Source organism: Pseudoalteromonas sp. JSTW, assembly GCF_013423925.1.
Taxonomy (GTDB): Bacteria; Pseudomonadota; Gammaproteobacteria; order Enterobacterales; family Alteromonadaceae; genus Pseudoalteromonas; species Pseudoalteromonas lipolytica.
On record NZ_CP058973.1, the window covers coordinates 699,756 to 726,405 of the forward strand.

Annotated in this window: 16 protein-coding genes; 3 read left to right on the forward strand and 13 right to left on the reverse strand. The window is 37.8% G+C overall.

Going from position 1 to position 26,650, the window contains the following annotated elements; genetic code table 11:
- Window positions 1-37: 37 nt before the first annotated feature.
- The 10 genes from GZH31_RS19325 to GZH31_RS19370 form a co-directional block, all read right to left on the reverse strand.
- Window positions 38-634 carry a hypothetical protein gene (locus GZH31_RS19325; protein ID WP_180311757.1) on the reverse strand — a complete coding sequence of 199 codons (597 nt, stop codon included), beginning with the start codon at window positions 632-634 and terminating at the stop codon, window positions 38-40.
- A 65-nt stretch (window positions 635-699) separates the two neighbouring features.
- Window positions 700-8,307 (reverse strand): thrombospondin type 3 repeat-containing protein, encoded by a 7,608-nt coding sequence (locus tag GZH31_RS19330; protein WP_180311758.1) that lies wholly within the window; start codon window positions 8,305-8,307, stop codon window positions 700-702.
- 7 nt (window positions 8,308-8,314) lie between these two features.
- Window positions 8,315-12,790, reverse strand: a complete 4,476-nt coding sequence (locus GZH31_RS19335; protein WP_180311759.1) for a matrixin family metalloprotease — start codon at window positions 12,788-12,790, stop codon at window positions 8,315-8,317.
- A 14-nt stretch (window positions 12,791-12,804) separates the two neighbouring features.
- On the reverse strand, window positions 12,805-13,464 hold the full coding sequence (locus GZH31_RS19340; RefSeq protein WP_180311760.1) for a hypothetical protein: 660 nt from the start codon (window positions 13,462-13,464) through the stop codon (window positions 12,805-12,807).
- Window positions 13,461-13,940: a hypothetical protein gene (locus GZH31_RS19345; RefSeq protein WP_180311761.1), complete on the reverse strand. Its 480-nt coding sequence runs from the start codon at window positions 13,938-13,940 to the stop codon at window positions 13,461-13,463. The genes GZH31_RS19340 and GZH31_RS19345 overlap by 4 nt, the downstream gene beginning before the upstream one ends.
- On the reverse strand, window positions 13,933-14,547 hold the full coding sequence (locus GZH31_RS19350; RefSeq protein WP_180311762.1) for a hypothetical protein: 615 nt from the start codon (window positions 14,545-14,547) through the stop codon (window positions 13,933-13,935). The genes GZH31_RS19345 and GZH31_RS19350 overlap by 8 nt, the downstream gene beginning before the upstream one ends.
- A 3-nt stretch (window positions 14,548-14,550) precedes the next feature.
- Window positions 14,551-17,061: a hypothetical protein gene (locus GZH31_RS19355; protein ID WP_180311763.1), complete on the reverse strand. Its 2,511-nt coding sequence runs from the start codon at window positions 17,059-17,061 to the stop codon at window positions 14,551-14,553.
- On the reverse strand, window positions 17,048-17,806 hold the full coding sequence (locus GZH31_RS19360; protein WP_180311764.1) for a hypothetical protein: 759 nt from the start codon (window positions 17,804-17,806) through the stop codon (window positions 17,048-17,050). Before GZH31_RS19360 ends, GZH31_RS19355 begins: the two co-directional genes overlap by 14 nt.
- Window positions 17,793-18,533 carry a hypothetical protein gene (locus GZH31_RS19365; RefSeq protein WP_180311765.1) on the reverse strand — a complete coding sequence of 247 codons (741 nt, stop codon included), beginning with the start codon at window positions 18,531-18,533 and terminating at the stop codon, window positions 17,793-17,795. Before GZH31_RS19365 ends, GZH31_RS19360 begins: the two co-directional genes overlap by 14 nt.
- 24 nt (window positions 18,534-18,557) lie before the next feature.
- Complete coding sequence (locus tag GZH31_RS19370) at window positions 18,558-19,619, reverse strand: hypothetical protein (RefSeq protein ID WP_180311766.1); 1,062 nt, start codon at window positions 19,617-19,619, stop codon at window positions 18,558-18,560.
- A gap of 222 nt (window positions 19,620-19,841) precedes the next feature.
- Here GZH31_RS19370 and GZH31_RS19375 point away from each other — a divergent pair, with 222 nt between their 5' ends.
- Both GZH31_RS19375 and GZH31_RS19380 read left to right on the forward strand, forming a co-directional pair.
- Complete coding sequence (locus GZH31_RS19375) at window positions 19,842-23,150, forward strand: hypothetical protein (RefSeq protein ID WP_180311767.1); 3,309 nt, start codon at window positions 19,842-19,844, stop codon at window positions 23,148-23,150.
- Between the two features lie 121 nt (window positions 23,151-23,271).
- Window positions 23,272-23,652: a VOC family protein gene (locus GZH31_RS19380; RefSeq protein WP_036972420.1), complete on the forward strand. Its 381-nt coding sequence runs from the start codon at window positions 23,272-23,274 to the stop codon at window positions 23,650-23,652.
- Here GZH31_RS19380 and GZH31_RS19385 read toward each other — a convergent pair.
- Window positions 23,649-24,074 carry a MarR family winged helix-turn-helix transcriptional regulator gene (locus GZH31_RS19385; RefSeq protein ID WP_036972421.1) on the reverse strand — a complete coding sequence of 142 codons (426 nt, stop codon included), beginning with the start codon at window positions 24,072-24,074 and terminating at the stop codon, window positions 23,649-23,651. The genes GZH31_RS19380 and GZH31_RS19385 overlap by 4 nt on opposite strands.
- 195 nt (window positions 24,075-24,269) lie before the next feature.
- Here GZH31_RS19385 and GZH31_RS19390 point away from each other — a divergent pair, with 195 nt between their 5' ends.
- Window positions 24,270-25,268, forward strand: a complete 999-nt coding sequence (locus GZH31_RS19390; RefSeq protein WP_118845078.1) for an NADP-dependent oxidoreductase — start codon at window positions 24,270-24,272, stop codon at window positions 25,266-25,268.
- Between the two features lie 214 nt (window positions 25,269-25,482).
- Here the strand turns inward: GZH31_RS19390 and GZH31_RS19395 are convergent, their stop codons facing one another.
- Window positions 25,483-25,998: a zf-TFIIB domain-containing protein gene (locus GZH31_RS19395; protein WP_180311768.1), complete on the reverse strand. Its 516-nt coding sequence runs from the start codon at window positions 25,996-25,998 to the stop codon at window positions 25,483-25,485.
- 21 nt (window positions 25,999-26,019) lie between these two features.
- Window positions 26,020-26,607 (reverse strand): DUF4202 domain-containing protein, encoded by a 588-nt coding sequence (locus GZH31_RS19400; RefSeq protein ID WP_180311769.1) that lies wholly within the window; start codon window positions 26,605-26,607, stop codon window positions 26,020-26,022.
- Between the last annotated feature and the right edge of the window lie 43 nt (window positions 26,608-26,650).

Sequence of the window (26,650 nt, forward strand, 5' to 3'; positions counted from 1 at the left end):
TGAAAAACCTTGTACGCATTTGCCTACAAGGTTTTTACTAGTAACTTAAGCTTTGATCAACATATAAATCACCTATTATCTTCCCCATCTCTTTTTTCATTTGACTTACTTGGCTCTTATGTAGCTTCCTTGATTCATTGACACTAGAGCTTGCGACGGCAACGAGAGAATAAAGTGCTCGACTCCTTCCTTCAATAGCCTTTCTCCGACTAACAACATCTACATTCTTAATATATTGTTCTTTTAAATCAACAAAGTGGAGATAAACTAAAGATAAATCTTGTTCCTCTGGGTATGTTTCATCAGCGCACCAACAACTCAGCTGTATATCAATCTTATGAGTAATAAAATCTAAAAATTTAGGTGTATATATTTCCTTTTTTTCTATTGGATGAATGATCTGGAGAACTCCCCCATCTGCTAAAATTCTTAAGTAATTTATCGTGTCTATTGTTACAGTATTATCCGTCGTTATTGACTGAGTAATTATATTTTTTTTATCGATGACCTGGATTAAGTAGCCATTTTCAGTATTTTTTGAAATTAAAAAAATTTTTATTGGGTAAAAAACAATACCCCCTAAAAAACTGAGTAAAAAAAGTAATAAAAGAAATAGCTTTTTACCTAAAAACAAAATATGGTCCCTCAAATAAATTTGTAAATACTTATGACTAAAAAAATCACAACCTAGTATGCTTTTTATTCATCAACTATAGATACAATTAAAGGAATAACCTCTTCTATAATTATATTATTAAACGAATCTCTAAAAATAAGCTTTAGTTCAACTGGGTATTGAGATTTAGGTACAGCTACATCTGCAAGGAGTTTGTACTCAACATGTGCAGTATCTCCTAAACATTCTATATTAATTAGTTTGAAACTAATGCCTTCAGGTAATGCCGATAAATGATAAGTGTAACTATATATGTTAACTAGCTGCTGATCAGTTAAAGCGATATCTTCAGTTTGGATAGAGCTTTCATTTTCCTGCTTAATTTCTATAAGTTTACCTTGTACAGCTTTTTCTATAGTTACAATTAAAGATTTACTATCCGATTCGAGACTATTAGTTGCTTCTATATTTAATTCATGTGTACCTTCAGGTAATTGCATTGCATGAGAAAATTCACCTAACTCATTATAAAGCACAGGTTGTTCATTTATTGTCACTTCAGCATTTACACTTGAAACAACACCTCTAAGCTCAAATTCATTTTGATAAAAAACACTCCCATTAGATGGGTATAATAATTTCACTGTTAAAGGCTGAGGAAGTACTTCAAATGAAACTGTTTTAGAGACTGATTGATAACTACTTTCGGCACTAATAAGTACTTGATGAAATCCCTCGTTATAAGATAGCACCGTGGAAAATTCACCATTAGCACTAACTAAAATTGGTTGCTCATCAATAGTAACTTTAGCTAAAGGATCACTAACAACCCCAGAAAAAACTACATCCGAATTAGTCAACCTAACATTTTCTCCAGGCTCTTTAATTGTTAAGTCTAGTTCAGCTAACCAAACATTAACTCGATACAACTCGTTTATTTTCTGCTCAGAATTAGATAGCTCAAGGTTTATTAAGTTTATACCCTCTACTAAGTTTAAATCGTAAGTAAAGTTTCCTGATTCACTGATAGGAACTAAATTTTCATTTAGCATTAATGATGCTGAGGCGTCACTTACACTACCTGTAACTGTGTAATTACGTTTATTGATAATAAGATCGTGACTTAGATTATCTAGATTGAAAAACAGGCGCTCTACGTCAAGATAAATAAAAATATCTAAAATATCAGAATGAATAATCTCTCCTGAGCTATTCAAAAATTCAATCAATAGAGGAACTTTATATACATTAGAAGAGACATTGTCATCAATGTAAACTTCATACTCAAATATGACTGTATCAGCAGGTTGTCCCTCTAAACTTTTATAGTTTATATTCACATGGATCCCATTAGATCCTGTAGATATTATCGTTTTCCTGTACTTAGCGAATTCAGAAATAACCTGACTTGTGGTCTTTACTTTCCACTCTTTCACTAGATTGTTGCCGCGCTCTGCTTCAATATGACTAACCGCAGGAACAATGCGATTAACAATTATTATTTTTCTCGACTCCCCAAAACTGTTTTTAGCAACAATTTCTATTTCATTTATACCTTCCATTAAAGTAACGAAAAAAGAAAAAGATCCCGTTTCAGGATCAACATTTAGTTCATGACCATCTAATGTTAAATATGCATTTTTATCATCAATAATGCCTTCAATTTGTATTTCTTCCTTTCTAGTATATTTATTACTAAAATCTGGAGAATTAATAGTGATATTTGGGCTTCCATATTCAACAGAAAAGTTAACTAATTTTTCAGTTGTTCCCGAATCATTAATAGCGCTAATACGCAATTGGTGCTGCCCATGTGAATAAGCTGATGTATAGTTAAAATAACCATTGCTGGATATTTCAACTTGTTGTCCATCAATCAATAACTCTCGAACAGGAATGGTTTGATCAAATTTTCCTTCAAATTGGATATATTTTGATCCTTCAACAAACAATTTATGGACTGAATTTTGACTTGGTTTCAATACCTCAAATAACGGAAGTGGTGAAGGACTTCGTATAACCTTTAAAACTTTTTCTGAAACTTGCTCATTCAAAGTTGCATGCGCTTTAATAATAATTTCATTTTCGCCAATTTGAAGTGGTACCTTAAGTATGTGGTATAAACCATCTCTATCTGGCGCTCCATACTCTGAAAGAAATTGTTTTGTTGCTAACTTATCATTTATGTATACATCCGAAAGGTTATCATTTTTCACTTCAACTTTAACTTCAATCTCAGAATAAAAAGTTTCACTATTGAGCATTGGTTCAATCACATCTATGGTAGGTATAGTGTCATGATCAGACACAACATCTACATATCGATAAATGTACGTTTGGTTAGAAATTGGCAATCCATAACTATTTAAATTAACATTATGAGATATAATTTGAGAGCCAGATGCAGCCCCTCCTTCATTTGTTTTAAGACCTAATGTGACTTCACCAACATATATACCATCAGGATTATTTTGTTCCGGCCCCACATGAAACCAAGCATCCATATTTATAGCTGAATAGTGACTAACTCTTTTCTCCTCTGACCATACATTCTTTGGGGTATTATAAGTAACTAATTCATATCGAATATTTTCTCTAAACTCTTGCCCTGCTAGCAAGGTATAAGCCAAATGCTCATACTCTAAGCTGAACTGCGTGATCAATGAGTCCCCATTAGCATTAGATACTTCTAACACATAAGGTTTATCAGAAACATTGAAAGCTCCCGCAAGCAAAAGGTACTCATTCACTCCATTATTTAAGATAGTTCGTTGCACACTAACACTTGCAGCGTCAAATTTTGCACTTAAAGGTATAAAGTTTGCTACTGTTGCAATCAAAGTCGTTTTTTTAGAGTGGATTTTTTCATTTTCACTATGGTTCCATATATATATTTTTGGCTCCTTGCCGATCTCTACATATTCAGCTTGATAGTGCACATTTTGATAATGAATTTGTTCGCCTGATTTATTATACACTCGAACAAACCCAGAAGTATCAGTTGTGTCACCCACAACCATATTAGATTGAAAGATTTCATAAGGGAATTCCACTAACAAAATTCTGCGTGACAACTCATCAACACCCAAATTTTTAATAACTTTACTCTCACCCATTCGACCGTAAGCACCATACCTAGAAGACGCGTTATCAGGAGCAGGCGCTTGAAATAAACCAAGGTCGCGATTTCTCAACCGTCCCAAATCAAAAGTAAACTTGTCTACCTCACTATATTTAGCATCATCCATAGTAACCCAAACTTTAACACTACTTGGCAGAATAGCTTTCAGCTTTAAAATCTGTTTGTCATAGGAAACTATCCCGATTAATGTCTGGCTGGTGTTATCCATGAAATCAATATCAACAACAATAAAGTTACGCCCTTTAATAAGAGGATTGGTGTACTTTATTCCAAGACTTACATCACTCGAATCAGTTACTGATTGCCAGTTACCATCATTTACCCGTGCTCTTTTAATTGCTCCATCAGTCACCACATTAATCTGAGGTGTGTATGTATATAAATGTTCACGATCTACTAAATTAGTAAAGCGCGCAGAGTATTTCATTCCAATTACATTCAATTGATATTTACTTATCTTACCTTCTACTTCAGCAGTAATATTTAGCCAATTATCTCCTTTAGCAATTGGAACATTAATTGAAAAGTTCTTTCCATCGACTAACGCATCAATATCGTTTACTTTCAGCCTTGCCCCGGCATGAGAAATTGAGCCTAAAATTGTAATATCACTTCCTGAAACATGCTGATTATGGCTATGTGATGTTACGAGTATTTGGCTATATCCTTCTGGGTAGTAGTCTAATCGGTATACTTCATTGTTGATGATCCCTTCTCTAATGACCTCAAAGATTAAGTAATTTCGTCCAGCAGAAAGGTTAACTGGGATATCAAAATAACCATTATCAAGGCTAATATTTTGTCCTTGATACTTAAGACTTTCTGCTTCAATTACATAGCCTTGAAACCTAACATCTGCATCAGTTTCAACTTCGCCATCAAAGTGCGAGGTAACAAACATAGCTCCTCCACCATTTTCTTTAAGTAGGGTAATATTTACCCACACGTCATCAATATAGGGCAAAGAGCCATATGCATCAGTAACTTTTATAGGAATATAAAATTGATGTGTGCCGTACTGTATATTAGTACCAACTGACCTGAAACTCATCACAATGCTTGGCATTAGATTTTTTTCAGCACTAATAAAAGAAACATGAAACCCTATTTTATCAAGATTAGGATAATAAGCTTGGTAACGTTCTGCCTTAAAAATATTATCTCTACCCAAATAAGTTACATAGTGAGGAGGTAGCGGTAATTTATGATCACTAAATATTACCGACTGAGGTAACTTTACTTGCTGGGAGGCCCCTTCTGGAAGAGTTAATGTAATAGGGTAAGATGAAAGATGTATAACTTTTTCTACTTTAACACCATAGTCACCATAAACTTTGACCGTAACTACGTTATCTCCCTCATTTAATGATATTGGGTATACGATAAACATACCGTCCTTTAATGTACCCTCAATACCATTAGCAACTACACGGTTGGCGCCTTGGTATCGACCTGCTATAGTAATATTCTTAGCACTTAGTGACTGTCCACTTTCGTGAGATATCACTTCAAATATTGGCGGTAATACATACTGTATTACAAACTCCAAGTATATTGGTGAACTGTTCTGATCCCGCCCTTTAACCACAACTAAGTTCTCACCTTCTTTAAGAGCATAGTTTTCTATGTTAAAGCGTCCATCAGTAACTTCTACCGCAACTCCATTAAACAGTAATGTACCTCTTGCCGTATTAATAAAGCCACGTAAATCAATACTTGAGGTTGTGACTACTTTAATTCCATCAAAATTATCTATAGATACACCAAACTGATTCAAACTAGGTTTTTCTATTGTAAATGGAGCAATAACTTCTATTTGATAACCTTGCGTCACGCTAAGAGTAAAGTCTTCCCCAAATAACTCTCCATCAACAAAAGCTGCTGTTTGACGCAGTCCTGAATTAGCATTAATGCCCGTTATCGACTTAATTTTATTTTGACCATATTTTTCTAATAATTTAAATGCTGAATCGTCACTTGTACTACAAGGTAATGCCGTAAAATTAACGCCGATAGTTAAATTTAATGACCTACAAACTACAGCTACTGACTCTGGGTGAATAGATTCTGTTAACACATCTACAATTACAGCTTTGTATTCACCAAGATCAAAATTAGTCCCCTGCCAAGATTGTCCGTCAAAAGTATACTCCTCGGAAATATTACCATCTAAGTCTATTGAGGCCAGTCTAGTAACAGATTCCGCACCACCCAATACCTCAGCTAAGCCTGAAGCCTTCTTCAAACTTAGCGCTTCAATTGGGTAATAAATATAATTTTTCCCCTTAATCAGTCTAAGATTTGGACTTAAAATATTGCTTCCTTGAGATAATTCTTGCATATTATTAAGTCCATCGTTATCAAAGTCAGCTTCACCATCACTGATTATATCAGACCATGAAAATGCATTTTTAGGATCTGTATACAGTTCATTTAACTCAACCTCATTAGGAATACCATCTCCATCCATATCCTCATCACAAAGGTCTCCAATAATATCATCATCGATATTACTTTGATCTTCATTATGAACCTCTGGACAATTATCGTTAACATTCAGAATACCATCCCCATCAATATCTTGTGGGGATATATCACACACATCTCCTACTCCATCTCCATCAGCATCAAACTGCTCTAAGTTACTGATAAATTGACAGTTATCATTTTTAATGAAAGCACTTCCTGCAACGAGCAAATTCAAAAGGTTAGTATGTTCTGACGAACTGTAGGCAGCAAACGCAGAACCATCATCTGATGATATAAATATTGTTTTTCCTTTTTGCGGAATGTGACTTGGTAAACGAATATTAATAGACTGACTATCCGTGATGAGTTTTAATTGACTATTAGGTTGGTTAACAATAATGCAATCACAGCTTTCACCGTCTAGAATAGAGATCAATTGCCCCAACCTTCCTTCGTCTTCAGTTGACAATTCACTTGCTTTAAACCTGTGCAAGCTCATATCAAATTCGCCTAAATAAATTTGCTTATTATCGTCAAATGTTTGTTTAGCAAAATGAACTTTTGCATTCGAGTTTTTGGCAAATGACAAATTGATACTTTCAACTGAATCAAGTCTGTATAGAGTTAATGCTACATTTGACGATTCCCCAGCTTGCTTGTAATCTAAAACGGTATCGTTATCGTCATCCTCATCACATACATCTCCTTGTCCATCCTGATCGTTATCTTTTTGAAGTGGATTACCTAATAATGGGCAATTATCAATAACATCACCAATTAAGTCGGCGTCACTATCTTGTTGATCTGCATTTGCAACCAAAGGCGCATTGTCTTCATAATCATCTACGCCATCATTATCATCATCTTCATCACATGCATCTCCAAAGATATCGCCATCTGTGTTTACTTGATTAGCGTTAGCTAATTCAGGGCAGTTATCATTTTTATCAAAAATGCCATCATTATCTAAATCAATGTCATAATCAGGGTACTTAGAAGAGTCGTTTGGATCATACCCCAAATTAATTTCGTCAGCGTCAGTATAACCATCACCATCACCATCTACTGCCAAAGCATCAGTTTTATATACTAATAACTCTTGATAATCGCTTAATCCATCATTATCAGTATCAACTCTTAAGGCAGAGGTACCAGCAATCTTAACTTCCTGATAATCATTAACGCCATCGCCATCGGTATCAGCCAAATTAGACTGAGTCCCCAACTGAAATTCCTCTAAATTAGTAAGTCCATCACTATCGAAGTCCAAAGACGCATCATCACCATCAACATTTAAGCCATTTTCAAGCTCATACCAATCTGGAATACCATCAGCATCGGTGTCTTTAGCACTGTTTAAAGTAATAATTTGAGGGAGTATTTGTAAGCGACCTAATTGCGAATTTTCCGCCATCGCAAAACCCTCGTTTGCTAAACCTGTTACGGAATGCCCCTCAATCTTAACGTTAGATCGCAACATTAAAATATGTTTTTCTCCGTCTGTGACATTAGATAAACTTACTGCTGCCATATTTTCAGGAAGAGAATCTCCAACCACGTGAGATAGAGGATAAACGGCACCAGGAAAACTAAAATACATTAATTTTCCAGCAGGGCTTTGCTCGCTTTGGTTTTCAATATAAGCAGCTAAGGTATCGTTTAGCACAACATCTTCTCTGCTCATCGTTTTAACATGGAAAAGCGCACCTGATTCGGGCAAAGCATGGCTTTGCCCACTGTTATCTAACTGCTCTATACGAATATAGTAATGAGTATCAGGTGTTAAACCATAAACACGCGTTCTAAATAAGCCCTGTGCCAACATTTTCTGCTTAATATTACTGTTTTCAGCATATGTAAATTGAGGTGAACTGAAACGTGTATCAACTAAGTCACTACCTTTTGGATCTAAGTAAACTTTAACGCTACCAGTGGAGTCAGAAGGGGCAGCCCACGCCACCACGAATGAGCGCGTATTTACATCTGATATTTTAACACTCGTATTATAAAGTTCGGTTGCCAAAGCAAACGAACACATCAACCAAAATATAAGTGTGGTTACTAAAAGTTTAATTTTCATTACTTCCCTACTCCTGACACTGAATTGATGTTGGATATGTAAACGAACAACTCACTTCAGTGGCGATATTCCCCGCCGAATCTGCAATGCCTAATTTGATAGTGTTAACTCCCTCACTTAGGGCGGAAGACTTAGGCTCGTAAATTAGTTGAAAGTGCTCAGGCGAGCTGGCTTTAACGCCATCGTTTAGGTGTGAAATTTGATGATGATCAAGCCAAAGCCTTGCATAATTTGGCGCTTGATTTAGTTTTAAGCTGTCTTGAATATTCAGTCCATTAATCACTGAACCGTCTGGCATAGTGATATTTAACTTGTCTAAGTCAATTCCACTTACAGCTTTTATACCTGGGTATACACTAGTGCTACCATTTGCCCCTGCAAAGCTATCATCTATAACAAATGATAAACTAATAGGCTGAGGATAGATCCAAGCAACACCTGTTAAATCTTTAATATAAGACTCTTTAGCAACATCCCACCATAAAACATCAGGCTGTAAATCAGGTTGACTACTAGGTGGTTTAGGAGCTGTTGTCGTTGAACCCACTAGTACGCCGTTCGAAAAATGAGGAATAACCGCTTTTATAACAATTGGCTTTCTTGTGCTGTAATGTCCAACATTGTTAACATTTACTGCACCTTCTCTTTCCCTATAAGCACGTGATTGAAATACCCCACTACAATAGGGTATTTCGCTAGTATATTTAACCTCTTCACAGCTTAAGCGAGTATCAACTGCTTCAATATCCACTCCCATATTTTGTTTACCTAATACACTAAAGTGAATTTCATCTCCTTTTGACAGAATCCGTCTGATTTCTGAAAAATCACTGCGATTGATATCGTAAAAAACAAATGCACTTTCATAATGCTCCCACCCATAATCTTCAACGTTTCCTGAATAACTTCTTCTTATAAAAATATTATTTAATGTTACCCTGTCGCTCCCAAGGACCTGAGAGGGATCTACCTTAAGGTTTCTCATAAAACCATGTGGCTTAAAAACTAAAGGCTCTGCCAATGGCTGACCTATCAAAGCACTGGCCGTTGCACGTTCAACAGCTAATATAGGCCCCATGTCTATATCAAGTTTAAAGCCAATATTTTGATCACCTATTTGCAGATTTAATGAGTAAGCCTCTGCTAATCCAACGGTATCTTTATTACCAAATTCATCAATTGTTGGGACTACCAAGCCAACACTAATTGAACCAAGCCAAATTCCACGTTCATTTGTTTGATGACCAGTTAATTGGGCACCGTCAATATACCCAGGGGTAATTTCGATACCAGAATCAGGGGTTGGTGATAAAACTGATACTTGTGCATTTGCAACAGGATTACCAAAGCTATCTTTAGCTTGTAGCCCTAAACTATTTATGCTTTGAGTCAATAATGTTTCCTGTAAATCGGTTGCTCTACTTGATGTAACAGTGGCTATTCGGCCAGCCTTCACATCAACAGTAAACACAACAGGAGCAGACTGACCTGGAACAGACATCATGACGACCTGCGGTGACTTCACCAGAGTTTCATCTAGATCACTTACGTCTTTATTCAAGTAAAGCTTTTCGCCCAACTTATGAAAAACCTCTACTTTTCCGCTGGCATCGGATTCAATTTTTATACGAACTTGTGAAGTTTCTCCACTTTTTTCACCAAGCTTTCCACCACCAGAAATGACTAACCATTCAACAGGCACACCTTCAATTCCATTCCCTTCATCATCTAAAAAAGTAGCACTCCATGGCTCTGGTAACTCAGCACCCACAGGGCATTTACTGCCACAGTTTTGCTCTGTTTTATCAATTTTTATTTGTGCTATTGGCTCATCAATTACTTTTACATCTAATCTAATGGGCTCAATATCGGGAAAGCTAGGTACCTTCACCACAATTTGAAAGTCTCTAGTTAAGTCAGGTACTGCAACACTTACCCCAATTAACCCATAATTGTCTGATTTAAGAGTTTTCAGGTAAGTATCACCCGCGGCCACTTGCGGAGAATTTTGAATACGGCTACTCATTGGTATGGTGCTCAAAGTTGAAAGAGCATTCGCCAGAATATTAATGTCTTCACTACTGGGGATATTTTCAACCATTCTTTGAGAAAGAACCACATCAGCATTGGTCACTGGCTGTCCACGTTTATCAGTAACAAGTAATAATATTGCTTGCTTGAGTTCAGTGCCCTTTACCGCAACTTGCGATTCTCCCATTAATACAGATGTTCTAGCAGCCCCCTGAGGAGCATCTATAGAGATAGACAACTTATAAGCACCAACCGACTCTGCCGAAACAGCAATGGTATAAATTCCTGTTTCCTCAATTTGGTAGTTTTGCAGGTTAATTTCGCCTTCACTAAAAGACGCACTGCGTTTAATAAGCAAGCCGCCATTAGGGTTAAGTAATTGCAGACTTAGCCCTGGCTGACTATTTAAAGGGCTCACATTAATATTCACCTTAGAGCCTGCGAGTGCAACAAATGTATAAATATCCTGTTCGCCAAGGGCGCTAATATTGCCTTTAACTTCCATGCCAGATAGTAATTGATGTATACTATCTTCTTTTTCTTCTTGCTCTCGCGGTTGTACAATAAGTGGTACACTATTACTTGTTAGTTCATTTGCGCTTACTGTGAGTAAAAATTCACCAGCCTTTATATCACTTGGTATTTGCACTAAAAGGGAGTCATGGGAAGCACTTTGCACTACTAAACGCTGCCCACCTATCAATACTATATTTTGATTTGGATCAGCAACAAACCCCTGCCCCGATATTAAAACATAATCTCTCGGTAACGCTGTACCTGGAGAAATATAGTTTACAACTGGAGCTGAAACATCAACTTTTGAAAGCTTAAATATACCATTGTCCGCCAACATGCGAATTTCCATGGCAAAGCCATGCTTTACAGCAAACTTATCACCAATAACTTGGTCGCCTTGGTAACGGGTTTCTAAATACTGTTTTTTTGAAGGGTCATAGTAACGTATGCTCTCAATTATCTCTCTAGAACCAATAGCCTGAATAAACTGGTAAGAGTCCAAATTTGCAGGTGGGCAGGTAACCCCGACAAGATTCAAACCTTTTTTTAGTTCGAACTCATGGCAATAGGTAGCCCCTGGGAAAATCAATTCACCATCGGTGTCACTGCTGATTAAATAACCTTCACCCTCTTGAATATCGAACTTAATGCCTTGCGGCTGACCGTCTAACATAAAAGCAAATTCAAAACCGCCCGTATCGCGGTTAAACCTCTCAATTCGGTTCACTTCAATAAACGCAGATAACTGCTGCAATAAATCGTGCGATGTTAAACCAAAAGGGACATTTTGCGGATACCCAAAATAATTAAGGCCTTTTTTTAGGTCAAACTTAAATTCACTGGTTACTTTTTCATTAATATAAAAATCTATATCAGCTATATCCGCCCCAGCCGTGACATCAAATAGCTTAGGTTCCTCTATACCCGTTTCATAAGATGATTCATCTAAATCAAAATATTCCCGTTCAAAAAATGTATTATCAGGCGGGTAAACTGTCGACACAAGTCGTTCAGCTTCTAAACCAGGGTGTGAAGCGTCTAGTGGTTCAATTTTTAAAAAATACTGCCCTACAGGTAAAAATAATCTGTATTCACCACCAATTAAACTGTATGTACCTACTTCTTTCTCTAAAGTTTCAGTATTTACTGCATAAACATGTGTACCACGTACTGTCGTTCCTGAAACACCATTTAACACTTTACCTCTAATAGTACCATACCGCTGTTCAATTTGAGGCGCCTCCATATAGCTTCCCAAAGTAGAATTATCATCTTCTTTAATAGTTGCACCTCGCACCAGATCATTATCTGCAGTTGGATACATCACACTGTGCTCAATAGAGCTATGTGCTAACCCTATACAATGACCTATTTCATGAAGTGCTACATTATGAAGTAACTCTTTTGTAAAAGTTTTAGCCCCATTAAAAAATATATCAGCATTAAAAATACTGCCTGCAGGATATAAACCAGTTGGAATATCACCTACTCCATCACCATTTAAATCATTATTATTTTCGGTAATCGTAATTTCTTTTTCAAATACTGTGGTACTGCATACTGCTAACACAGTCTCTGGGAAGTTAAATTCATTATTTACAAACGAAACAATATTCACTCCATCTATACTAGCAGCGAGTTGGCTACCTACTCCTTCCCCTGATTGCTGAGTGAGCCCCTGATATTCGAACGTTATGTTACTGTCGGGGAGAGTTTGCCAAGCTAAAAATGCACGTTGTAACTCTTGTTCAACCACGTTGAACTCTAATGGTGAATACCCTCGTTCATTCAAATGCCATTTATAGGGCAAATTATTTTTATGCCATAGCTTTGGTACCAACTGGTTTGATTCATTTAATTTATAAGACGGACTTCCAGCAGACACAGAAACAGTGACCAACATAAGAAGTCGGCAAATCCAATTTGCAGTTTTCATGAACTACATCCTTTTTAGTTGATACAATCTTGACTTTCAGAGAGTTGTTTTAAGTTAGATTGCTGTGCACTGCCAAGCAGCTCAAGTCCATTGCGTGGTGAAAGAGTTAATTCACACAAATATTGCAGTCTCAACCATTGTACTTCGGTGCCAGTTTTTATGGTTGAAAAGTTAATTACTAATTCAGATAAAGACTGCGCGGGATCCCACCAAGTAGTTAAAACAATGTACTCTTCCATGGCCGTTGCGGGCGCTTCAGATAAAACTAAATTGGCAAGATTAAAAATACTTTTACCGAAGCTCGCTGTAATTGCAATTGGATACTTCCCTAACTCAGGGATCGCTAATAAATGCTTACCAAACTCATGATTTGCACTTGGCGCAATAATATAAGGTAATTGCTCACTCAAAAGCATTTGCTGAACAGTCGGTAAATTAATTGTGATGCCTTGACTCTTAAGTCTGCGTAATGAAGCATTAACTACTTGCTCGTCTGTCCCAAGTTTAAAGTAGGTAACAGGGATGCTGTCATCTTGTACATTAGCAGCATCAATAAGTATCATTTCACTGCTATGAGGTGTCGCATTAAACTGTAAGTATTTTGTCTGTGCAGCCAATGGCAAACCACTAAACAGTGCAAACAACAGAACCAAAGCTATTATTTTTTTTATCATAACTCATTCACTTCCTTGTTCATTTTTGCAGGTGTTTTTTTATCTACCGGGGTTTTATCCTCCGCGTTAACTTTGGTATTTTCGTCTTTATCAAGGTCGTAAATTTTAACATCAGGTTGCTGTTTTAAACTGGCAATACCCGTTGCACCAAGAGCAAGTTTTTGTGCATCAATTCGCCTTACTACAAACTTATCGGTAAAATTAACCTTATTGATTTTTTCATGTGCTAAATGAATCACTTTCCCTGTTGGTTGCTTTACTTTTTTTAAGCCTTGAACATAAGTGCGCTTTGCTTGACTAAAATAATCTTTATTAAACTTTGCTTGTTGCGCTTTAGCTTGCTCCATACTGATAACTTCAACGCGTTGGTTTCTCATTAAAATATCAAGAGACTGCACCGCTTTTGACTCCTCAGCACTCACCATTTTCACGTTTGTACAACATGAAAATACGGCTATTAACATTAAGTTACGCATCGTCTTTCCCTTGTTTAGCCAGCTTATCTGCGAGCAACTGCTTGATCCTTGCTTTAGCGTTTTGCAAAGTTAACGATTCTTGCTGCAGTACAGCTTTACCAACCACATCAGTCGCCTGCTCTGCGCGTAATAAATTAGCGTGTTGCGGTGAAATTTTTGACACTTTTAGCTGTTTAAAGGCCGGTAAAATAACATTATCGGTACCCATTCCTTGTACTGCTACGACTGAATTTTGCCCCTTTACCAGCTGCTGTAGCCCTAACGAGTCAGTGTGAGTAAAAAATATTGCTTCGTCCCCTTCTTTTAGCGTTACTTGATGCGAAATAGTCTGTGAAATAGCCACCTTTAAAACAGGGTGAACTGCAGTACCACCCGCTTGTGTGATTACCAGCTCACTTTGAGCAGGTTTACCTAACGCACCCGCCATTAAGTCATCGCGCACTAAAACTTTATGGTAAGTCACTACTTTACCGTCAACCCACTCACTGCTTTTAGACAGAACACGCCCTTGCACAACATTATCGGCAAGCTTAATCTCTTTACTAAAGTCATTGGCAGAACTTGCAAAGCTTAGTATTAGTATAATAACCAAGATAAATGCTCTCATAACTTACTCCTTTTTATCTTCAGGCAACGCAATGCCTGTTGTCACTTCCAGCCTAATTTCAGGCTTACGGCTGTCGAACAATAAAATATGATTTTTGTCATAACCTGGATCGTAGGCAAATGCGCCTTGTTTATTTGCATAAGTGCCAAACATATCGCCAGGTGTTGATGTATCTGAGTGCCAATAATAGTGGTTTTCTTGTGAACTATAACGAGCCTTACCATCATCAAAAATAGTATATTCAGTCCCGCTACGTTTTACGTAACGCCTCGCTGGAGTTGTCGGTGTGGCATCTAACAGCGCACCATGGTCAAGGTTGTCGCTTGGTGTGCCATTTATGTCTCTGTGGTTATTCATATCAGCAGCGTGAACTAATAAAGTAACGCGCCCATTCAAATCGCCACTAAAAAGCGACTTCAAAGCGGTTGAAGGGACTTTTATTTGCCAGCAGTTGCTAGTCAAATTTTCAGATGACCCCACGGTAAAACACCCTTTAAAACTTGAGTCAGCTAAAATCGTACTCTCTAAATCGCGGCTATCAAAAAAGGCCTCTTGATCATTTAACGCAAGCCCCAACGAAAACTCACTGTTCTGTGCATCTGGCGCTCTGATAGCTTCGTTAAACTTTAAATTAATGCTAATCGCTTTATCTTGAGTTATAAAAGATAAATTAGGGATGGTTTGCGCTTTGTAGCGCTGAGCAATATAAGCAAAATCTTCAATGGTGTGTTTACCATCCCCTTCTTCGTGAGTCATTTCAATACGCCCGGTATTATTAATTTTACCCTGCCATTTCATACCGTATCGTTTACGATCGTCTTGTATTACTTCTACTTGTTGTAAATAGGGTGGCAAATTAGCAACATCATAAAAAAACTGACTGTAGCCCACTAAAAACTCAAGTGAATAAGGAATAAGCTTTTCAGCAAAGCGCTCTAATAAGCTATCGCCCTTGTAACAACGCAGCGCAGATACAGACCAGTCAGTGCAGGTTTTAATTAGCGGGTTATTCGCTGAATGAGGCTTAGTGATATCTTGCCTAATATAATGAGGTCGAAGTAGCATTTCTCCTGGCGCTATGTCTCTAAAGAAAGCTTTTCCTTTGTATACCACCCCTTTCATTGTTTCTTCTATGTAGTAATAACCTTCAGGGCCACCAAAAACACTGGCCTCCCACCAATCCGAATAAAAACTACTAAAACGACCATCATAATGGAACCTATGAGCCTCAAAGTTACCGCTATCCCCAAACACCTTTGCAGCAGCATGCATTATTTCATATTCAGGTAACGCTCTAGATTCTATATTTACTCTTAAACCGCACGCGTTAAGGTTAGGACCTTCAGGGCGGTCAAAATCGCTTAAATCGCCAAAGTAAAACATTTTACTTAGCTCGCCCCCGCCACAAAGCTTACCAGCAGCTTCATAAGAGGCTTTGGTGGCTTTTTCATCATAGCGCCAATACTTACCACCCTGTTCGATTAATAATGGATTTGAATATGAAAAATCGAGGGGAGCTACTGAAAAATCAACAGCTAAATCAGCTTGAAACAAAGCCGTATTATAAATACCCCGCGACATATTCGCCGGGTCTAGGTAACTCTCAAGCAAAGCGTACGCTGCTGGGTCTGTTTTACGCCCCCAAATTTGCCCAGCATTGTTGATGGTTTTGCTAACATTAGTAGGGCGAAACCAATAATCTGTATCTAATCCCTTTATAAATTCATAAATCTTGCTGGGGATAAAGTGCGCTTCATAGTCATCAGGTTCGCTAAGAGAGTCTTTAGCCAAAGTTAAGTGAGCATCACCATGTATGTGCGCGATTGAGCTCATATCTTCAGCATGGTGCAATGCGTGACCAAATAACCACATTGCTTTAGCACCACTAAGCTGCCGCCCTTGCTTTTCCAAACTTCGCCTTCCATAACCGTCGGGGTCCATTTCGTTTAAATCATCTATTGTATTTAAATACCCCATGGTATTTACTGCATCGTTAAAAAAGCGCCCTGCGGTTATTTCGCTAGGTTCTATTTTTCCATAACTAAAATCAACGAACCAATTTGCACCATTTAGCCAATCATCAACTGACATCGGAGCTCCGGTATAAGCATGCTGAAAATGCGACATTACGCGATTAGTTGGGGAGTCTTCCATCACCACCCCATCAAGTACATTGAGGCTTTTTTTTCTAAATGCAGGATAGTTTGGGCTTGTCTTATCCTCGTCAATTTCTTTTTCTTCTTTTTCTGCGAACTGCGGGTCGTAGCCCCATAAATAAGGGTAAGGCTGATCTAGTTTCACCGCATAGCGTGCATCCCCCACAAGCTTAGTGACATAACCTGGGTGGGTTTGATAAAGCTGGTAGTAAGAAAAGCTTTCTTTATCTAGGCCTAGCATTGAAAAATAAACTGCTTCTGTAATACGTGGGTGGCTGGTATTGGTATCGTGCGCTGCACAATTAAATACCATTACCGCCCCAAAAAGCAGTGCAGTTTTACGCTTATAATCCTTCATATTCAGCTTCCCTTGGCTTTAAAATATGTTCTTGGCAAGTCATTTTGTTCCAACAATCCGTTTCGGGTACACCGTAATACCACGCTCTAAAAATCGGTTGATACTTTTCAATTACGCGTTGTTGCATACGTTTTGAAAAATGGGGTAAGTACATAGTTTTGATCACCGTAATGTGCCTTGTAATCGTCGCCCCCAAATTAAAGCGCTCTTGCCAAAGCTGCATTTTCCCATTGAAATGCTCATTACTATCTGGTACCGCGTTCTGCATCATCACTTTGCCCTGCTCGGCCCACCCAGCTACTTTATTCATTTGTTCAGCAAACGGCTTAACGGTAAACGTGATATGAATAGGATCATCAGCATCGGTAGGCCCAAAACTTCGCGGAAATCCGCCTTGGTGATAATTAGGATGGGTAACCGTAAACTCAATCGATGCATAGGCGTTGGGCTGTAATAAATCCAAACGCTCACGAGGGAAGGTAATTGGCTCATTAGCATAGGCAGTTTTAAAATATTTATAACCAAATTCAATACCACAACTACTGTGACCACACGATTCCGAATAGCCCGACTCTATTAAAAAAGGAAATTCTGGCACTGAGCCATCCTCTGTTTCAATCGTCACAACAATGGGCCCACGATAACCATGTGCTTTATCAAATAAAAAATCACAGCCTGATGTCAAAAAACACGCCAGTAGCACACAGTAAAATTGCAGTGCAGTTTTACGCTTATAATCCTTCATACTTAGCCTTCCTTGGTTTTAAAATTTGCTTTCTACAGTCAACCATATCCCAACAATCCGTTTCAGGTACGCCGTAATACCACGCTCTAAAAATCGGTTGATACTTTTCAATTACACGTTGTTGCATACGTTTTGAAAAATGAGGTAAGTACATAGTTTTGATCACCGTAATGTGCCTTGTAATCGTCGCCCCCAAATTAAAGCGCGCTTGGCGATACCTAATGTCTGCTTTTTTATATTCCCTGCTATCAGGTGTAAAGTTTTGCATGTCTTGTTTAGGGGCAGTCGCCCAGCCGGCCACTTTTTTCATTTGTTCAGTAAACGGCTTAACGGTAAACGTGATATGAGTGGGGTCATCAGCATCGGTAGGCCCAAAGCCTCGCGGAAATCCGCGGTGGTGATAATTAGGATGGGTAACCGTAAACTCAATCGATGCATAGGCGTTGGGCTGTAATAAATCCAAACGCTCACGAGGGAAGGTAATTGGCTCATTCGCATAGGCAGTTTTAAAATATTTATAACCAAATTCAATACCACAACTACTGTGACCACATGACTCTGAATAGGCCGACTTTATCAAAAAAGGGAACTCTGGCACTGAGCCATCCTCTGTTTCAATCGTCACAACAATGGGCCCACGATAACCATGTGCTTTATCAAATAAAAAATCACAGCCTGATGTCAAAAAACACGCCAGTAGCACACAGTACATTACTAAATTTTTCACACTATTAACCTTCTATTTTAATAATTATTTAGCGCTAATAATGGGGTTGTCGGCACTGCCACTAATTTGGTAGCCATAAATATTTGCAAGTTGCGCCAGCTCAGGCGATAAAACAAGGCCGTTGTCTGTATCAAACAATAGCCCTAACTCTTTTAATAAATCAGCTTTATTGTTTTTTAAAATATAACCAAGCGCTTCATCTCTTTCATAGCGAGTCATGCTTTTATTAAAGGTATTGCTAATAAGCTGGCTTTTATTTATACCGCTTGTGCGCTTAAAATTGATGTAGCGTTCGCCTAGTTCAAGTAGGCTCTTATCAAGGCCAACATTAGAAAAGTTGGCCTTTAAGTAACTAATATTTGCAACCTCAGCAAGCCCCAGCAACGTAAGTAACTGCGTATCAAAACCATAATTGTCGATAATAGACTGATTAAGCGCTGCAGTTAGCTGCGCAATTGCTGCGGTATCATCAATGGTACTTAATTTACCAAACACCCAGCTTGCAGGCCCTCTAAAAATAGGGTGCCCTTTTTCACTGGCAAAAAAGCTGACTCTGTCTTTAACTGCATTGTTCGGATGTAAAGTAAAATACATCAGCGTTTCTCGTAATCTAAGCCCACCTATTTCATCACTATTTAAATAGTTAATAAAAAATGACTCAGCCTCTATATTCGGACCTGCTAACAAAATATTTAAACTAATACTCTTATGAGCAATAGCTGTTTTATCTGTACCTGCCATTAACATCACTAGCTCTTGATTAAGCTCACCATATAAACGATACTCATTTACATGCCTTGCTAAGGCCAGTTTATTTTTCAAAATAACATCAAGTATAATATCAAGATCAGAAACATTTTTATTATTTAACACACGTTCTTTATTTAGATTAATCTCAGCATTATTGAGCTGTATAACTAAATTTGGAATATAACTTAAACCATAACCAGGTTGCGATCTAAGATCTTTTATTTCAGACTCTATTTGGTTGACATCATCTAAATTAACAGCAAGTAATTTAGAGCTAAAAAGCAGAAAACCAACCAAAAAAAAAGATACAAAACTACTAGTAGGCCTAATTTCCATAACTATTCCTTATCATTAAAATTTCCCTTTTATTAAAACAAACATTACATCAATTCAATAATGTATCAAACAAAATAAATATTAAAAAACAGAAAGCAGAAAAAATCACTAAATAAAAATGAAAAACAAACCAAATATAACTACAAAAAAATAATTTGCTATTAAATCATTCACACTCCATTATAAATAACAAATAACAAATAACAAATAACAGTGACACTTATGAAACTAACAAGGACGTTTTTTTATTTATGTATATTTTTTTCTGCACAGGCTTTTTCAGAATGTTTAATTGCTGAAAATATAAAGGGTGTCAATTTAAGAGCTCAAGCAACATCATCATCAGAACTTGTAGGCAGCATAAATGTAGGTGAGAAATATGCAATTATAGCTACAGACAGCACCGATAGCTGGTTAAATATTTGGTACAACGATGCATCATACTGGGCTTATGGCAACGGATATTTCTCGCAAGTTCAAGACTCTTGTATTGAGTTATTTCAAGATCAAGTTGTCACTCATGATGCAGATAATTCGTCAGAAGTCATTGGAACGGCAAAAGCTGGATCAAGTTGGGCTATATTATCGAGCACAGATGCATGGCACGAAGTTTGGTATGACGGTAAGCTGGGATTTATTGAAAATAAATCGAATAACTCAACACCGACTGTCGTATCCAAAGCAAATAGTTCAGCTTATGTAAATATGCAATACACCTACCAGCCAATGATATCAACAAATGACAATATTACTTGGCAAATGATTCAAGGCCCACCCAATAGTGTTATAAGTGCAGGAATTATTAAGTGGACACCTTTAACCGGAGATAGTGGTCTTCAATCATTCACTTTAAGAGGTCTTTTAGCAAACTCAGAAGCCGTAATTGAACACTCCTTTGAAGTCACGGTAAAAACTAGTAACCAGTCAGCATGTCGAGTAGCCGAAGTTATAAAAGGCGTAAACGTAAGAGCAGGAAATACTAGTTCTTCTTCAACACTAGGTTTTCTTAATCGTGAAGAACGCTACAACATTATAAAAACAGAAGGTAATTGGACGAATATCTGGTATGAAGGCCAAAATGCATGGGCATACAATAATAGTTATTTGATTGAAGGGGGTGGCAGGTGTATTTCAATTAATAATGAAACTCATATTAATCAGTTTCCTTCACCTACTGCTAATAGCTTAGGAACTATAAGTGAAGGTGCTACCATTGTTGTTCTTCAAGAAATTGAAGACTGGTATCAAGTTAGTTGGCAACAAGAGCTTGGTTACATTTTAAAGTCTGACAGCCAAGAATTAGAGACTAATGAAACAAAAAATTTCATAACAATACCAAATAATGAGGCATTTATGGGGACAACGTATAGATATGCCCCTAGTCTAAATAATAATCAGAATGTTACTTATGAACTTACTAAAGCTCCATTGGAGATGTATATTGACCAAGGAGTGATCTACTGGCAACCAACAGATAATGATCAAGGTAGTCATGAAATTATATTAACTGCATCATATTCTGGTACGGCAGATATTACACAGGCCTTCTCTATAATCGTTAAGCCAACCAACTTAGGAAATTGTGCAATATTTGAATCTGTTAAAGGAGTTAATATTCGTGCTGAAGACATAGGATCTAGTGAAAAAGTAGGTTATTTTGATATTGGTCAGCAATACGCAAGGGTAGAGCAGCGAGGTAATTGGGCTAATTTTTGGTTTGATGGTATACCAAGATGGTCTTATGAACCAGGGTACTTAAACCTCACTATGAATAGTTGTGCGACAGTAATAAGCCAAACGTCTGTTTTTGATATGGCTGGGAATGTACTTGGCACTATCCCAAGTGGCTCTCAGTGGGTTGTTCTTCAACAAACCGATAATCAGATTGAAACATGGTATGATGGAAAAGTTGGCCTGATAAATAAGGTTAATCTTCAATTTACAGAACCTCTTGAATTTATTTCTTCTTCGGATAATAAAGCATACGTAGGTTTTCCTTTCTCATATACGCCGATTGTGAATCAAGATAGCAATATAACTTTGCAATTAAGTATACATCCTCAAGGAATGGAATTAAGTAATGGCACTATCAATTGGTTTCCGGATGATGAAGATATTGGCAATCATTTAGTGAAAGTAATAGCCTCATCTCCAGGTAAAGAAGATGTAATACAGGAGTTTTATTTACAGGTATTAAATGAAGAACAGAATTCTTGCGCTATTCTAGAAAGCATAAAAGGTGTAAACATCCGCTCTACGGCCAGCAGCAGCAGTACAAAAGTAGGCTATTTCGACATCGGTGATAAATATGCCCTCATTGAAAGGCAAGGAAGTTGGGCTAGTTTTTGGTACGATTCTCAACCTCGCTGGGCGTATACTGTCGGATATCTAAATGAAGTTCAAGGCGAGTGTGTTTCAACGAAAACTGAAACTCCAGTTTACAATTTGAGTGGTGGTATAATTGGTTATGTTCCTGAAAATGCAAAATTTGTAGTTTTAAGTCAGACGGAAGATTACATTGAGACATTATATTATGGTGAGTTAGCACATATTAATAGAGCTGACTTAGTTCAAGGAGAGCGTAGTTATATATCAAAACCAAACAAAGTTGCTTATAGTGGAAGTAATTTTTTGTATTCACCAAGTTTAAATATCAATAAAGATGTTAGTTTTCAACTAATGTCTGCTCCACTCGGTATGGAAATGGTAGATGGAAGAATATCGTGGCAGCCAAATGAAACTAATATTGGGCTTCACACTATTGAAATATCTGCTTCATATCCAGGAAAAAAAGACTTAAAGCAAAGTTTCATTTTATCTGTAGAGTTGCAGTCTAATAGCCTTTGCGAGATTTACACTGCAAAAAAAGGTGTAAACATTCGAACAAACAATACTAGTTCAAGTACTAAAGTAGGTTATTTTAATATTGGTGAGCAATATGTTGCAGTAGAACAAAACAACAATTGGGCTAGTTTTTGGTATGATGGTGTACCTCGCTGGGCATATGCCAGTGGTTATTTAATAAAAGAACCAGCTATTTGCGCTACTGTAAATAACTACGCAACTATCCATGATCAAGATGGGAATGAAATAGGCTCTGTTTCGAGTGGTTCGCGAATAGTGGTCTTACAGGAAGTAGGCGAGAGTATTTTAACATGGTTTGATGGTAAGCTAAGCCGTTTGAATAAATCAGATGTTGGTCTAGACATTCCTGTTAGTGATTATGAATTTACCTCAACCCCTTCCACCCAAGTTATGATTGAAGAGATATTTTCATATTCCATCACTGTTAATTATGTTGGAGGCGTTGAATACAGCCTTGTTAAAGCACCTAGTGGCATGGTAATTAACCAAAATGAAATAACGTGGATGCCTTCTGATTCAGATATTGGGCAATCCACGGTTATTATTCGTGCAATAATTGATGACCAAGTCATATTGCAATCATTTACTATCGATATTTCAGCACCATTTTCATTGTGTAATAATTTAAGTGATATAAATACCAAATTCATAAGACAGAAGAGCTAGGCAAGAACTCTAACAACTATAAAAAACCTTGTACGCATTTGCCTACAAGGTTTTTTTATCCCTGCAAAACAGCAAAAACTGTGCTTTATTTATAGGACGAATAAAAACAAGAGCACAATGAATGGAGTTTATAAGTCAGGTTATTTACGTCGATAACGTAGAAGAAGTACTCGACTTTTATTATCAAGCATTTGGTTTTAATACCAATCATATAAGTGACGATGCAGAGTACGGTGAGCTCGTAACGGGCACGGTGAAATTAGCGTTTGCCACTCACCCACACGCGCAATCTTATTTTAAGCAAGGCTACATTCGCGCACACCCGAAGCAACCCGCATTGGGATTTGAATTAAGATTTAGTTGTGAAAACCTAGCACAAAGCTACGATAAAGCCGTACTTGCAGGTGCTGAACCTTTATGCCCACCGACAAAAAAAGACGCCCAACATTATGCCTATGTAAGGGCCATTGAAGGTACATTGGTGTGCCTCATTGAGATTTAACTTTTTGTCAGCTCGGTATGCAGCTCTAGTGTCAGCACGCGAAGTTCCTCAAGGCGATCTAAGCTCATATTAGAGCGTGCCATTAACTTAGCCGTTAATTCTTCCGCGTCTGTTTTAAGCTGTATGCCCTGCTCTGTTAACGAGATCACTTTTTTGCGTTCATCTTCACTAGAGACTTGGCGAGTTAACAAGCCTTTTGCTTCTAACCGTTTCACAATAGGGGTCAGTGTGCCTGAGTCTAAATGCGTATCAAAAGAAAGCTCTTTTAAGCTTACTTGATTTCTGTACCACAAAGAATGCATCACGATGTATTGTGGATAGGTTAAGTCATACGCTTCGAGTAAAGGGCGAAACGCTCTTATTAGCGCATTAGTCGCACTGTAAAGTGTAAAACACACATTGTCTGATAAGTTTTGAGTCATTGCAGTGCCTTAAAGATAATTACTGCGGCTATTATTACGTTAATTTACTTTGCGCGCAAATTATTTTCGAATAACACTTGCCATTTGCCTAAAAGATCATTAAATTGATCGCAAATAGTTTGCGCGCAAATGTTTTGCGTGAATCTTAGTTTGTTATTTCACTAGCATTGCTAGATTAAAAAATACGAGGTTTTTATGGCTACAAGTCAACAGATTCATTTAGTATCACGCCCTACAGGCATGCCGACCCACAATAACTTCAAGCAAGTAGAAATAACATTGCCTGAACTACAAGATGGTGAAGTCTTAATTAAAAACACCTGGATGTCAGTCGACCCTTACATGCGCCCACGTATGATAGATCGTGAATCTTACATCGAACCCTTTAAATTAAACGACGTTATGGATGGCGGTGCCATTGGCGAAGTAATTGAATCACGTAACAATCAATTTCCTGTTGGCAGTAAAGTAACTCACCTTAGTGGCTGGCGCACTGCACACATTAGCGATGGCAGCGACTTAACCTTATTACCTGATGTACCACTGCCTGATCAATTATTTTTAAGCACCATGGGTATGACAGGTTTAACTGCATGGGCAGGCCTTACAAAAGTTATCACTCTAAAAGAAACAGACACTGTGTTTGTATCTGCTGCATCTGGCGCAGTCGGCAGTGTTGTGTGCCAAATTGCTAAGCTAAAAGGCTGTAAAGTTATCGCCTCGGTGGGTTCAGATGAAAAAGCACGCATGGTAAAAGACTTAGGGGTTGATGCTGTAATCAACTACAAAACCGTTGAAAACCTTACTCAAGCACTTCAGCAAGCCGCTCCACAAGGGATTGATGTTTACTTTGAAAATGTCGGTGGCGACCACCTTGAAGCAGCATTAAATGTGATGAACGATTACGGCCGCATTCCTGTTTGTGGCATGATCTCAGGTTACAACAACGACACGGCGCAACCTGGGCCAAATAACTTATTCTTCATTAACTCTAAAAAGTTAACCGTACAGGGCTTTATTGTTATTGATTATTTTGACCAATTCCCTGAATTTATCGAGCAAATGGGCGCATGGCTCAGTGAAGGTAAAGTTAAGTCTGAAGAAACAGTATACGAAGGCATAGAAAATGCCGTAAATGCTTTTCTTGGTTTATTCGAAGGTAAGAATAAGGGCAAAATGCTGGTTAAGCTATAACACGCTAAACGTGTAATAAACAGCCTGTGTCTTCGCTGACACAGGCTTTTTAATAGTGAAAAAATTTAAAAAATACCATCGTCGAAACCAGAACTGTTTACGATTTAAACGCCCTTGAAAAGAAAACAGTACATCACAAATAGCTAAATCTCGAGGTTTCGAGAGGTACATAGCTTTGCGAGTTAGCTCAGCCTCAGGGGCTTTATATAGGTTATCAGTCATTCAAAAGCGATAAGTATGCCAGCTGTGCCAGTTTTTCTAATGATGAGCTTGCCTTAGATTCTGGTTTTTCAGCATCAACAGAATAACGCCTTTTTGGGATCTTAACTTGAATAAAGCCATGGTTGTTTGCCATATCGAGACGTAATAGTTCACGTTCTTTTGGGGTTAGGTGATTTTCATGAATTTTTTCAAGTTCACCATTATCAAGCCAAATCGCGGCACAGTTGGGGCACTCATCTAACTCAACTACTTTAAGCGGGGTAAAAAAACGCCGCATCATCACGATATCAGGGCACTTAGGGCAATTAATCCGCTTGGTAAGATCAATGCATTCTGTCGGTAATGTTTGTAAGTGTGCGACCAACACCTGTGCTGTTTTTAAATTGGGATCGCTGAAGTGAAATATTTGCCGATTATCAAAAAACACGCCACCCGTTGATGAAAAATACACCTTAGTATCGCCAATACTCACCTCATTAAGTGGTGTATTTGTGCGTGGACAATCCATAAAACATCCTTGTTTTTAATATTAGTTAAGCGCTTTTAAAATAAGCGGTTTTAATGGTTCTGGCAATGCGATTTGCCCACCTAAAACAAACTCATGTGCTTCACTCGACATTTTTTGCCATGTTTTACGAATGATCCCCAGCCATTTCGCCTCGTCGTAATCAGGTTTACTCATTGCAAAATCAAGCATGTAATGCTCAATAAATACCAAACTTGCAATATCTTCTATCAGCTGGCTGTCAGGGTTATGTTTAATGTTCTTTTTAGCAACCGCAGCATACACACGCTCACAATCAGCTATTGAATAGCCCGCAGTTTTCATTAGCGCAGTCACTCGCTCAGCATGAAAATCGTATAACGCGCCTCGCCACTGATAATAACCCTCCTTACCTAAAGGGAAATCACTGCGAGGTGAGCGCCAACGTTCAATATGCTGACCTCGTGCAGCAATGTGCATTAACTCATCAGCGTCAGGTTTAAAACGCGTTAGCATGTCTGTCATACGCATCGCATAAAGGAATTCTTTTGCATATGACAGCCCCTCGAACTTCACACTATTTGGATCAGCATTATTTGCATTATCTATTGCTTTTATTACAGCTTGGTACATAGGAGTTCTTTCTTAAGTATTTGCAAGTTATTGTAATCTGGTC

What these genes read in the sequence shown, in the direction of transcription:
- GZH31_RS19390 (WP_118845078.1), top strand. Translation starts at nt 24,270, where the DNA reads ATGGCTACAAGTCAACAGATTCATTTAGTATCACGCCCTACAGGCATG.
- GZH31_RS19370 (WP_180311766.1), bottom strand. Translation starts at nt 19,619, where the DNA reads ATGGAAATTAGGCCTACTAGTAGTTTTGTATCTTTTTTTTTGGTTGGT.
- GZH31_RS19330 (WP_180311758.1), bottom strand. Translation starts at nt 8,307, where the DNA reads ATGAAAATTAAACTTTTAGTAACCACACTTATATTTTGGTTGATGTGT.
- GZH31_RS19360 (WP_180311764.1), bottom strand. Translation starts at nt 17,806, where the DNA reads ATGAAGGATTATAAGCGTAAAACTGCACTGCAATTTTACTGTGTGCTA.
- GZH31_RS19335 (WP_180311759.1), bottom strand. Translation starts at nt 12,790, where the DNA reads ATGAAAACTGCAAATTGGATTTGCCGACTTCTTATGTTGGTCACTGTT.
- GZH31_RS19385 (WP_036972421.1), bottom strand. Translation starts at nt 24,074, where the DNA reads ATGACTCAAAACTTATCAGACAATGTGTGTTTTACACTTTACAGTGCG.
- GZH31_RS19375 (WP_180311767.1), top strand. Translation starts at nt 19,842, where the DNA reads ATGAAACTAACAAGGACGTTTTTTTATTTATGTATATTTTTTTCTGCA.
- GZH31_RS19400 (WP_180311769.1), bottom strand. Translation starts at nt 26,607, where the DNA reads ATGTACCAAGCTGTAATAAAAGCAATAGATAATGCAAATAATGCTGAT.
- GZH31_RS19355 (WP_180311763.1), bottom strand. Translation starts at nt 17,061, where the DNA reads ATGAAGGATTATAAGCGTAAAACTGCACTGCTTTTTGGGGCGGTAATG.
- GZH31_RS19380 (WP_036972420.1), top strand. Translation starts at nt 23,272, where the DNA reads ATGGAGTTTATAAGTCAGGTTATTTACGTCGATAACGTAGAAGAAGTA.
- GZH31_RS19395 (WP_180311768.1), bottom strand. Translation starts at nt 25,998, where the DNA reads ATGGATTGTCCACGCACAAATACACCACTTAATGAGGTGAGTATTGGC.
- GZH31_RS19340 (WP_180311760.1), bottom strand. Translation starts at nt 13,464, where the DNA reads ATGATAAAAAAAATAATAGCTTTGGTTCTGTTGTTTGCACTGTTTAGT.
- GZH31_RS19345 (WP_180311761.1), bottom strand. Translation starts at nt 13,940, where the DNA reads ATGCGTAACTTAATGTTAATAGCCGTATTTTCATGTTGTACAAACGTG.
- GZH31_RS19350 (WP_180311762.1), bottom strand. Translation starts at nt 14,547, where the DNA reads ATGAGAGCATTTATCTTGGTTATTATACTAATACTAAGCTTTGCAAGT.